The following is an 11,899-nucleotide window of genomic DNA, read 5'->3' on the forward strand; positions in this document are numbered from 1 at the left end:
GGCGGGGGACGCGGCTGGGTGGCGAGCAGCTCCAGCTTCGGCGGCGTGCCGGCGTGGACGCGCACGCGGGGGAGCAGCGACAGGAAGCGCGCGGGCACGGGTGAGGCGCGGGCCTCCGCGCGCGAGGCGAGCACCAGCAGGTATTCCTTCGCGCGGCTGGCGGCGACGTTGAGGATGGGCACCAGCGTGTGCGGCGGGAAGGGCCGGCCGCCGGCCACGGTGTCCACCATCACCACGTCGTACTGGGTGCCCTGCTGGCGGTGGATGGTGGAGGCGCTGAACATGTCGTGGCGCAGTCCCGCCGCGTTGCCCAGCTTGCGCAGGAGCGCCGCCTGCGCGCGGTACGGCGTCACGCACAGCACGGTGAGGCCCAGGCGCACGGCCTGGCGGGCCAGCGTCACGGCGAGCTCCGCGGACAGCTCGCGCTGGTAGCCGGAGCCCGTCTCCCCACGGCCATGCGTGAGGCGGCGGGTGTCGCGGCTCAGGCCATCCAGCACCAGCCACATCGCGCGGGACGGGAAGGCGGGCACGGGCGCGGGCTTCTGGGCCCGGTCCTTCACGAGGTCGCCGTCCTCCAGCGCGCCGCCGTAGCAGAAGTGGCTCACCACCTTCGCGATGTCCGGGTGCATGCGGTGCTGGGTGCGCAGGAGCAGCACGTCCGGGCGCTCCGCGTCCTTCACCGCGTCCTCCAGGTGGGACAGGGCGCTGGCGCGCAGCCACGTCTGGGTGCCCTTCCCCGCCCCTTCCGCCGCGCGGCTCACGGGGCCGATCTGCTTGGGGTCGCCCGCGAGCGTCACCTGCCGGGCCAGCGGGGCCAGCAGCGCCGTCGCCGCGCGCGTCACCATGCCGGCCTCGTCCACCACGAGCCGCTGGAAGGTCTCCTCGCCTTCCAGCTCCGACACCAGCCGCAGGGCGCGGTGCACGGTGAGGACCATGAGGGGGCTTTCGCCCTTCTCCGCTTCCTTCAGCGTGGGGTCCTTCACGCGGCCGCGCAAGCTGCGCAGCTCCGCCTGCATGCGGGCGAGCTCCGGCGCGGGGCCTCCCCGGGAGCGCTCCAGGGTGAGCTCGCGCTCGCGCTGCTGGATGGTGTTGAGCAGCTTGCTCGTCTTGTTCTCCTCCAGCGCCACGGTGGGCAACTTGTGGAGGGACTCGCTGGCGCCGGTGCCGCCGCGGAAGATGCTGCGGGCCAGGGGACGCAGCGGGATGGGGTCGCGCTCCAGCAGGGCGCTGACGCGCATCACCAGTTCGTCCGCGGCGCGGTTGGTGGGGGCCACCGCGAGGATGCGCTCGTGGGGGTAGGCGCGCAGGGCGCGGGCGATGAGGTCCGCGACGGCCGTCGTCTTACCGGTGCCGGGAGGGCCCCAGATGCTGCCCCATGGCTGGCGCCACAGCCGGTCCACGGGGATGAGCTCCGCGTCGCGGGGGGACGGGGTGGACGGGAGGAGCTCGCCCTTCGCGCGCGCCAGGGCGTTGGAGAGGTCGGAGACGCGGTCCTCGTAGGCGGCCGCGGCGGCGCACAGGGCCTCCGCGAAGTCGTAGGGCCGGTAGCACCAGCGCTCGCAGGAGAGGACGCGGCGGTCCAGGTCCTCGCCGGAGTCGGAGGAGGCGAAGACGCGGCCGGATTCGAAGTCCAGGTGGACGATGTTGCCGGCGAAGACCAGCTCCTCGCCCAGGAAGCCGAGCAGCGAGCCGCCGGACCAGTCTGGATCCGCGGCGGGGACGGGCACGAGTCCCAGCACGCCGGGCCCGGCCAGGCCCACCTCGCGGGCCTCCTGGATCCGCTGCGCACGGTACTGGCTGCGCTCGGCCACCAGCGCGTCGCGCAGGTCCTCCGGAAGGTACGTGGGGGCGACCCACTGTTCCCGGCGGCGCCCGGAGGACACGGCGGCCTGCATGGCCTCGCGTTCCGCGGGGGTGACGTCGCCGGAGGCGGACACATCGCGGGCCGGCGCTTCTTCCGGGGGACGCGCGTCGGCCACGTCGGCCACGCGGGTGAGGTCCGGCGCGGGCGGCTTCGGCGCGCGGCCGTTCGACGCTCCCGGACCGGCGTCCGAGTCGAAGGGCCTCACGCCAGGCGTCACCAGCGCCTCGTTGTTCGGCGCACGGGCCGCGGCGGATTTCGCCGTGGCGGTGTCAGCTCCGGCCGAGCGAGGAGCATCCGCCTCGACGGTGTCCTCCAGCGATACGCCAGTGGCGACGGGCTCCGCCTCGGCCGCGTCAGCTCCCGCCGCTCGCGAGGGCTCCCGCGACGGCGCGGAGTCATCGGCCACGCCCGCGTCAGGCGGTACGGCGGGACGCGCGGGCACTGCGCGGTTCACGCGGTGGGAGGCGGGCATGAAGGCCAGCGCCGCGGAGTCCAGCTCCCGGAAGGTCAGCGTCCTCGCCTTCGCGGACGCCCTGCCCTTCACCTCCGTCACCCTGGGCGCGGGCTCCTCCGACTCCTGCGGCGGCCACGACGAGCGGACCCGGAGCACGGGCGCGGTGTGGCCCTCCTGGACGTCGGTGTCGTACTCCACGCGGAGCACGGGCATGAGGTCATCCGGAGCACGCTCGTCCCGCGGCGCCTCCCCCTGACCCGACTCCTCGTCCGTCCTGCGCATCATACGGGGTGCTCGCGGCGCGGGCCCTTCCTCACCTCGGGAAGGGGCGGTGCCGGGAGCCGGCCAAGCTAGGGGAGGCAGCGATCTGCGTCAACGCACGCGCGGGCCCCTCGCACGCCTGCACCACCGGTGAAGCCCCCCTTCACGCACGACAGCCCGGGCCGCGCACACTCGCGGACCCGGGCCGTCATTCACCGCCTTGGACCTTCGCGGGGACTACAGCAGCGGGCAGAGCAGCCCGTTGCCCGTGCCCGCGGGGCAACCCTCGCCCTGGCAGTAGTTGGGCCCCAGGCCCACGGAGAGGATGCCCAGGGGGCTGGGCACCTTCACCTTGCAGGTGCCGATGGTCGCGTTACCGGACGCGTCCGCCACCGAGTACACCATCGTGTAGACGCGGCCGTTGCCCAGCAGGCTGGACTCCGCGCGCAGCTGCGCGGACTTGCGGTCCGCGCTCAGCTTGATGTCCTGGCACTTGAAGAGGGCCAGGCTGAACAGCGCGTCCTCGGACTCATCCGACTCCACGCGGATGATGGAGGCCGACTGCTGCAGGTCCAGCGTCCCGCCGCAGGTGTCCGTCGCCGGCTGGGCGCAGTCCGCCAGCGTCACCGTCTTGTAGTCCGCGCCCAGGGTGCGGGCCAGCACCAGGTTCTTGCTCGCCCCGGCCACCGGCGCGGCATCGTCCACCACCGTCACCGTCGCGGAGCACGTGGCCGAGTCCATCCCGTCCGACACCGTGAGCGTCACCGGCGTCGTGCCCACCGGGTACTGACCCGCCGGGCTGGCCGTGATGCTCAGCGACTGCGGGAAGCCATCCGGATCATACGAGCCATCGTCGATGGACGCCGCCGCCGAGCACGACGCGCTCGCCGACACCGTCACGTTCTTGCACAGCGCCACCGGCGGCTGGTTCACCAGACAGCCGCCGCCGGGCGAGAGCGTCACCGTCGCCGTGTTGTTCGTCTCGTCGTCCTCCGGATAGAAGCCGAAGTTGTCCGCGACGACGTACAGCTGCTGCGTGCCCTCCGGCACCGTCACCACCTTCGAGAACGGGTAGCGCTCCTGCCCCACCAGCCAGGGCACGTCGATGGTGTCCAGCAGCGTCCCGCCTTCCGCCGGGTTCCCCGCGTAGATGCCCGCGATGGACGGATCAATGCCCGTCGGCGCCGCGTTGCGGATGACGCCCGTCACCGTCAGCACGTCGCCGTCACACGACACCCCCACCTCCGCCACCGCCAGGTCGATGCCCGTGTGCTTCGCCTCGAGCGCGGACCTGGACTGGCCCGGCGCCGCGCCCTCCTCCAGGGTTTCGGTACCACAGCCACCCAGCATCAGCAGGGAGGCGAACAGGGACAACGGACGGCGCAGGGACATGACTCTCTCCAATGAGACGGGCGTGGCCGGGATGGGGGGAGCGGACCTGACGCCAGACAATGACAGCCGGCCCGTGAGCAATTCTCTGCCACAAACGGATTTTTCTAGCAATACGGGCAATGATGTACCCAGGTCCAGGTATACATAGACACCCCGTTGGCGCCCCAATGACCCTGCTGTCTGCCTTTGCAAGGAGTCGAGAAAGGGAGCACTCCGCGTCTGTTTTGGACGACCTGGCGGGTTGCCGGTCCCTCGGGGCGCAGGAGGGCAGGCGGCCGTCGCAGTGGACAGCGCCCGCCCTGATGGGGTTGGTTGGGCCCTCCCCCGCTGTTGAGGGGACTCAAGCCCATGGCCTCCATCACCCCTCGCTACGCCCACCCGTTCCTACCCGTCACCCGCGCCGACATGCAGGCCCGGGGGTGGGAGCAGTGCGACATCATCATCGTGAGCGGCGACGCCTACGTGGACCACCCGGCCTTCGGGCCGGTGCTCATCGCGCGCTTCCTGGAGGGGCGGGGCTTCAAGGTGGGGCTCATCCCCCAGCCGGACTGGCACTCGGCGGAGCCCTTCAAGGCGCTGGGGGCGCCCCGGCTCTTCTTCGGGGTGGCGGCGGGCAACCTGGACTCGATGCTCAACCGGCTGACGGCCCAGAAGAAGAACCGCTCGGAGGACCAGTACAGCCCGGGCGGACGCACCAACTGCCGGCCGGACCGGGCCTCCATCGTCTACGCGCAGCGCTGCCGCGAGGCCTTCCCGGACGTGCCCATCGTGCTGGGTGGCATCGAGGCCAGCCTGCGGCGCATCGCGCACTTCGACTACTGGAGCGAGAAGGTGCGCCGCTCCATCCTCTTCGACGCCAAGGCGGACCTGCTGGTGTTCGGCATGGGCGAGCGGCCCATCTGGGAGATCGCCGACCGGCTGAACCGGGGCGAGCGCATCGAGGACCTGAAGGACATCCGGGGCACCGCGCACCTCATCAACGACGCGGCGATGAAGGCCCTGGAGGCGGACCCGGCGAAGCGCGCGGCGGACCACGGCAAGGTGGTGGTGCTGCCCTCCTATGAGGACGTGGTGGCGGACACGCGCGCCTTCGCGGTGATGAGCCGGGACTTCCAGCTGGAGACCAACCCCGGCAACGCGCGCGCCATCGCGCAGCGCCACGGCAACCGCGCCATCTACATGAACCCGCCCGCCCGGCCGCTGGAGGACGGCGCCGGACAGAAGCCCGGGGACACGGGCACGGTGGCGATGGATGAGCTGTATGACCTGAAGTTCAACCGCGTGCCGCACCCCATGTACAAGGAGCCCATCCCCGCCTACGAGACGGTGAAGCACTCGGTGGTGCTGATGCGCGGGTGCTTTGGCGGCTGCACCTTCTGCTCCATCACGGAGCACGAGGGGCGCGTCATCCAGAGCCGCTCCGCGGCGAGCGTGCTGCGCGAGGTCCGCGAGCTGCGGCGCATGGGGGACTTCCGGGGGACCATCACCGACCTGGGTGGCCCTACGGCGAACATGTACAAGCTCAAGTGCAAGAGCGAGGACATCGAGAGCCGCTGCCGCAAGCTGTCCTGCGTGCACCCGGGCGTGTGCGAGAACCTCCAGACGGACCACGGGCCGCTCATCTCGCTGATGAAGCAGGTGCGCGAGGAGCCGGGCGTCAAGCACGTCTTCATCGCGAGCGGCGTGCGGTACGACCTGGCGGAGCGCTCGCCGGAGTACGTGAAGGAGCTGGCGGCGCACCACGTGGGCGGCCAGCTGTCCGTGGCGCCGGAGCACGTGTCGCCGCGCGTGCTGGAGAAGATGAAGAAGCCGGGCATCGAGAGCTTCGAGCGCTTCCAGCACATGTTCGCGTGCGCCAGCGAGGACGCGGGCAAGGAGCAGTACGACATCGCCTACTTCATCAGCGGCCACCCCGGCTCCACGCTGGAGGACATGGTGATGCTGGCGCAGTGGCTGAAGGAGAAGGGCAAGCGGCCCCGCCAGGTGCAGGACTTCATCCCCACGCCCATGTCGGTGGCCACGGCCATGTATTACACGGGCCTGGATCCCCTGAAGATGGAGCCCGTGTACACGGCGAAGGGCCTGCGCGAGAAGCGGCTGCAGAAGGCGCTCCTGCTCTACTGGAACCCGGAGCACTGGCCGCTGGCGCGCGAGGCGCTGAAGCTGGCCGGGCGCGAGGACCTGATCGGCCGGGGCCCCAAGGCGCTGGTGCCGCCGGAGTCCGCCGCGGAGGCGGCGCGCCTGCGCCGTGCCTCGGAGGGCTCGAGTTCCGAGGAGGGCCTGGCGACGAACGCGTGGCCCCGTCCGGCGCAGCCGCGTCCGTCCGGGCCTCGGGGTGGGGGCCGCACGCCGCGTCCGGGCCCTCGCGGGCGGTAGCGGGCCCCGGCTTTCGCTCCGGGGGGAGGCTCGGGTATAGGGTGCGCCGCCTTTTACGAGCGGCCACACCGCCGGAGCCCGACACCATGCCCAGGACTTCCCAGGAGCAGTCGCAGGAGCGTCACGCGTTCCTGCTCGACCTCTTCCGCAACCAGCCCGACCTGAGCCGCCAGGACGCCCTGGAGAGCTTCAAGGACCGCTTCGGCGCCACCATCAACCTGCGCACGTTCAACGAGCTGCGCGAACAGGCGAAGAAGGAGCTGGCCTCGCAGCCCGCCGCTCCGGTCGCCGCCCCCAAGGAGGAGCAGGACGTGGACGTGCAGGACGAGCGGGCCGAGGTGACGGCGGAGGACGCGGGGACGCTGCTGAAGGCCGCGGCGGCTCCGGAGCTGCACGCGGGTGCGGCGCCGGCGAAGAAGCCGAAGGCGAAGGGCCCGGGTTCGCGCAACGTGTTCGTGGACGCGTCCGCGGAGCAGCTCCAGTTCCTGGAGCGCGTGGTGCAGCAGCTCCAGGAGGCCGGTGCCGCCAACCTGCGCATCGACCACGCCACCGACCGGTGGATGGTGCTGGTGGTGGATTCCAAGTAGCGGGTTGCCCGTAGTCAGACAGCCAATGCCTGTCATCAAGGCCCGCCTCTCCACCACGGAGAGTGCGGGCCTTGCTGCTTCAGGGCCGCCGCAAAGATATACCCAAAGCAGCAATTCGAGACTAGTTTGACATAACATGAAAAGCCAACTATCCCTTTTGTCTGTGGATGCGCTCCCGCATTCACAGACTCAGGGGAAACCGATGACCCGTTCGATTCCTGCGCTGGCGTTGATGGTGAGTGGGCTGCTGTTCGGCTGTGGGGGGATGCCCGAGGAGAGCGATTCTCAGGCTCCTTCGGAGGGCAATGTCACCCAAAGCCTGGTGACGACCATCACCGGCACTGGCGTGACCGTGGTGTACAACTCCACCAGCGATTCCTTCACGGTCCGGGACACTGCGGCGGATGGCCACTCCGCCGTGGCGCGCATCTACAACGGCAATACCGGGTCCACGACGTACTGCTGGAATTCCAATGGTGCGGGGACCTCCGTAGTCTGTGACCGAAGCTACCCGAACAACCCCCTGCTCAGGATCTCGGCATGCACGGGCGAAGCCGGGTCCGGCACGCTCGTCGCATGCACCAGCGCCGTACCGGTCGACGCGTTCGCGCCCGAAGCGAAGTAACCGCGCGTTCAGGCCCGCGGGCCGTCCAGGGGCAGTGACACCGTGAAGGTGGCGCCGCCTCCTGGCGTCTCGGACACGCCGACGCTGCCGCCGTGGGCCTCCACCACCTGGCGGGCGATCCACAAGCCCAGGCCCAGGCCTCCGAAGTTGCGCACGGACACCGCGCGCTCGAAGCGCTTCCAGATGCGCTCGCGGTCCTCCGGACGCACGCCCATGCCGTGGTCCACCACCGTGAGGCGCGCGTGCGGGCCCACCTGCTCCACGTGCACCTCCACCGGCTTGCCCGGGCCGTACTTCAACGCGTTGGACAGCAGGCCCTGCACCACCTGCTCCAGGCGCGCCTTGTCGAATCGTCCCCGCACCGGCCCCGCGATGCGCACGGTCACCTCGCAGCCCTCCCGGCACAATTCCTCTCGCGCCTGGGCCACCTCCTCCGTCACCAGCGCGGCGAGGTCCATGTCCTCCACGTTCAGGCGCACCGGCCCCGAGGACAGCAGGGACATGTCGAGCAGCGTCTCCACCACCGTGGCCAGACGATGCACCTGCCGCCGCGTGAACAGGAGCCGCTCGCCCAAACGGGCGTGCACGCCCGGCCCCAGCCCCCGCTCGATGAGATCCAACTGGAGGCGGAAGCCCGCCAGCGGCGTCTTCAATTCGTGGCTCACCACCGACAGGAATTCGTCCCGCACGCGGACCGCGTCCTGAAGCACCGCCTCGCGCGCCGACAGCTCCGCCACCTCCCGGCGCACCCGCGCCATCTCCAGCTGGGTCCGCACCCGCGCCGCCAGCTCGCGCGCGGAGAAGGGCTTCACCAGATAGTCATCCGCGCCCGCCTCCAAACCCTCCACCGAGGCCTCCTCGCCCGCGCGAGCGGACAAGAGGACGAACGGGATGGCCCGGAGCCGGGGGTCCGCGCGCAGCTCGCGCAGCAGGCCGAAGCCGCCCAGGCGCGGCATCATCACGTCGCTCAGCACCAGGTCGGGCGGACGCGCACGGATGGCCTGGAGCGCGGCGTAGCCGTCCTCCGCCGTCTCCACCGTCACCGACGCGTCCAACAGCCCCGTGATGTACGTGCGCAGGTCCGTGTTGTCGTCCACCACCAGCACCCTGGCGGACATGGGTGGCAGCAGCGGAGTGGCCTTCACTCCTTCCAGCGCTCGCGCCCCATCCTCCAGCCCCGTCGGCGCCAGCCATCCGCGGATCTCCTCGACGTAGGCGGACGCGCTCCGCGCGACGGAGTGCGTGGGAATTCCTCCCTCGGGGACAAGCTGCTCGCGCGGCAGGTGGCCGTTGCCCAGGGGCACCGCGACACAGAAGGTCGTGCCCTGCCCCAGCGTGCTCGTCACGCCCACGGTGCCGCCGTGCAGCTTCGTCAGCTCCTGCACCAGGCTCAGGCCAATGCCGCTGCCCTCGTGGCTGCGCGAGCGGGCGTTCTCCACGCGGTGGAAGCGCTCGAAGATGTGCGGCAGCTCCGCCTCCGGGATGCCGCTGCCGGTGTCCCGGACCGTCAGCCGCGCGCTGCCCTCCTCCGCGCGCAGCCGGACGTGGACGCCGCCCTCGAACGTGAACTTCATCGCGTTGGAGAGCAGGTTGAAGACAACCTTCTCCCACATCTCGCGGTCCACCCAGACGGGCTCCGCCAGGGGCGGCAGGTCGAGCGTGAGCGTGAGCTGCGCGCGCTTCGCGATGGACTCGAACTGGCTCACCAGCTCCGCGGTGAAGGCGGACAGGTCCGTGGGCTGGAAGGCCGCGCGCACGCGTCCGGCCTCCGCCCGGGTGAAGTCGAGCAGCGTGTTGACCAGCTTGAGCAGCCGGGTGGCGTTGCGCTGGACCAGGGACAGCCGCTCCGCCAGACGCGGCGCCAGCGGCTCCGCCGTGTCCGTCAGCGCGTCCTCCACGGGCCCGAGCATCAGCGTCAGGGGCGTGCGGAACTCGTGGCTCACGTTGCTGAAGAAGGCTGTCTTGGCCCGGTCCAGCGCCGAAAGCCGCTCCATCCGCTCCACGGCCTCCTGCCGCGCGCGGGCGCTGGAGGCCGCCGTGGCCAGGGCCCCCGCCACCAGCTCCAGGAAGCCCCGGTACTCCCCCGAGGCGTTCAGGAAGGGGCTCAGGCCCACCACCAGGAAGCCCAGGTCGCGGTCCCCTTCCGCGTGCGGCAGCGGCAGCACCAGTGCGGGCCGGGGCGGCTCCGCGGCCTCCGGCGGAAGCGGTGCACCAAGCCACCCGCTCACGTCGTCCACCCGCCAGGGCTGGCGCGTGCTCGCCACTGGAGACAGGAGCCCTCCCGAGGGCCCTCCCTCCTCCGGCGTGCGCAGGTCGACGTGCGCGGGCACCGCCGCGCTCCGGGCGCCCATGCCGGTGGAGCCCACGAGCGAGGCCCGCGTCCCCCCTGCGTCCGTGACGTAGAGCCACGTGAAGGGCAGGTCCGCGGGGTTCTCCGCCAGGGCGTCCAGGCCGGCCCGGCACGCCTCCTCCACGGAGCCCGCGCCGCCCGCGCGCTGGGTGAGGAGGTGCAGCGTGCGCAACCGCCGCTGCCCCAGCACCTGGCCCGTCGTCTCCAAAGCCGGCGTGTAGAAGCCCACCACCGTGCCGTCGTCATCCAGCACCGGGGTGTAGGACCAGGTGAAGTAGGCCTCCTCGGCGAAGCCACCCCGCTGGATGGGCAGTGACTGGCTCTCCGCCCAGTTCGCCTGCTTCGTGCGCTCCAGCTCGTCGAACATGCTCCCCAGCTGGGGCCACAGCTCCGGGAAGACGTCGCGCAGCGGCCCCAGTGCATGATCCGGGTGCTTGGCGCCCATGATGGGGATGCCCGCGTCGTTGTAGAGCTGCACGCGCTCCGGTCCCCAGTAGATGAACATGGGGAAGCGCGTCGTCAGACACATGCTCACCACGGTGCGCAGCGTCGAAGGCCACGACGCGATGGGCCCCAGCGGCGTCCCGGACCAGTCCCGCTCCAGGATGAGCCGCCCCATCACGCTGCCGCCGCGCAACGACTCCAGCCATCCCTCCGGACGCGGCGCGGCCCCCGTGGCTTCCGCCGGCTGCGGCGCGTTCTGTACGTTCGGCGGACGGCTCAGGGGAGACTCGAGGGGTGCTGGACGCGTGGACGAGGTGACCAGGTGTGGACGTAGCCAGCGGCTCTCCCCACTTCAACGCTGGATTCCGCCTGGACGGCCCCTTCCGTCGCCTACCGAGCAGGGCTTCTCAGCGGTAGAGCCGTGAACCTGCCCACTGATTCCCCACGGGGGCAGGCGGGCCACCGCCGGCGGCTCCCCCGGACGCAGTGTCCGGGAGCGAGGGTCCCGCCGCTTTCAGACGGGCAATCCCCGCGCGCTCTGGGTGAGATGACGGGATGACGCGAACCTCTACCGCCCTCGCCCTCGCGCTGTCCCTCGGCTGCGCCAGCAAGCAGCAGCCCTCGCCTCCTCCCGCGCGGGAGTGGGCCACGACGCTGCACCGGGACCACCCGCTGGTGGGGCGCATCTGGGACGTGGCGGGAGGCCGCTTCGTGGACGAGAGCGCCCTGCGCGCGGCCGTGGTGCCCGCGCGCTTCGTGCTCCTGGGCGAACGGCACGACCACCCGGATCATCACCGGCTCCAGGCGGAGCTGGTGCGCGCGAAGACGGCTTCCGGTCAGCGTCCCGCGCTCGCCTTCGAGATGCTGGACGTCACGCAGCAGCCCGCCGTGGACGCGGCGCTGAAGGCCCATCCGGAGGACGTGGAGGGCCTGGCCAAGGCGGTGGACTGGGCGAACAGCGGCTGGCCCGCGTTCAGCCTCTATGAGCCCGTGTTCACCGCGGGCCTCCAGGCGCGCCTGCCCATCGTGGCCGCCAACCTGCCCCGCGCGCAGGTGCGGGAGCTGGTGATGAAGGGGCCGGAGGCACTCCCTTCCGACCTGCGCTCGCGCCTGGGGTTGGAAGCGCCCGTGCCCGAAGCGGAGGCGAAGGCGGTCCGTGAGGAGTTGGACCGCTCGCACTGCGGGCAGCTTCCGCAGGAGATGCTGGAGCCCATGGCGCTGGCCCAGCGGGCGCGCGACGCGATGATGGCGGACCGGCTGCTGGAGACCGTGCCCGCGGACGGCGCGGTCCTCATCACCGGCAATGGGCACGTCCGCAAGGACCGGGGCGTCCCCGCGCACCTGGAGCGCCGCGTGAAGGACGTCACCGTCCTGAGCGTGGCATTGCTGGAGGTGTCACCGGAGGCGCTGAACCCCCAGGACTTCGCGACTGTCGTTGGCGCCACCGCCCTGCCCTACGACTACGTCTGGTTCACGCCGGCCATGCCGGAGGACGATCCATGCAAGGCGCTGCGGGAGCGCAACAAGAAGCCCTAGCACCGGGTGC

The 11,899-nt window shown here is 71.4% G+C and carries 7 protein-coding genes; 4 read left to right on the top strand and 3 right to left on the bottom strand.

What is annotated here, in order from left to right; all coding sequences use genetic code 11:
• Nucleotides 1-2,603: DEAD/DEAH box helicase (locus D7V80_RS23945; RefSeq protein WP_147447199.1), on the bottom strand; the 2,603-nt coding region annotated here is incomplete at its 3' end.
• 213 nt (nt 2,604-2,816) lie between these two features.
• Nucleotides 2,817-3,971, bottom strand: a complete 1,155-nt coding sequence (locus tag D7V80_RS23950; RefSeq protein WP_120590364.1) for a hypothetical protein — start codon at nt 3,969-3,971, stop codon at nt 2,817-2,819.
• Between the two features lie 348 nt (nt 3,972-4,319).
• Here D7V80_RS23950 and D7V80_RS23955 point away from each other — a divergent pair, with 348 nt between their 5' ends.
• From D7V80_RS23955 to D7V80_RS23965, 3 genes are all read left to right on the top strand, one after another.
• Entirely contained in the window at nt 4,320-6,347 is a 2,028-nt protein-coding gene (locus D7V80_RS23955) for a YgiQ family radical SAM protein (protein WP_120590365.1), read from the top strand.
• An 86-nt stretch (nt 6,348-6,433) separates the two neighbouring features.
• The gene (locus D7V80_RS23960; protein ID WP_120590366.1) at nt 6,434-6,934 is read left to right on the top strand and encodes a hypothetical protein; all 501 of its coding nucleotides are present in this window, start codon (nt 6,434-6,436) and stop codon (nt 6,932-6,934) included.
• 202 nt (nt 6,935-7,136) lie between these two features.
• Complete coding sequence (locus D7V80_RS23965; protein WP_120590367.1) at nt 7,137-7,559, top strand: hypothetical protein; 423 nt, start codon at nt 7,137-7,139, stop codon at nt 7,557-7,559.
• A gap of 8 nt (nt 7,560-7,567) precedes the next feature.
• Here the strand turns inward: D7V80_RS23965 and D7V80_RS23970 are convergent, their stop codons facing one another.
• On the bottom strand, nt 7,568-10,546 hold the full coding sequence (locus tag D7V80_RS23970; protein ID WP_199738836.1) for an ATP-binding protein: 2,979 nt from the start codon (nt 10,544-10,546) through the stop codon (nt 7,568-7,570).
• 362 nt (nt 10,547-10,908) lie between these two features.
• Between D7V80_RS23970 and D7V80_RS23975 the strand changes: the two genes are divergently transcribed.
• Nucleotides 10,909-11,889: a ChaN family lipoprotein gene (locus D7V80_RS23975; protein ID WP_120590368.1), complete on the top strand. Its 981-nt coding sequence runs from the start codon at nt 10,909-10,911 to the stop codon at nt 11,887-11,889.
• Nucleotides 11,890-11,899: the final 10 nt, after the last annotated feature.

Source organism: Corallococcus sp. CA054B (assembly GCF_003611625.1).
In the GTDB taxonomy this organism is placed as follows: domain Bacteria; phylum Myxococcota; class Myxococcia; order Myxococcales; family Myxococcaceae; genus Corallococcus; species Corallococcus coralloides.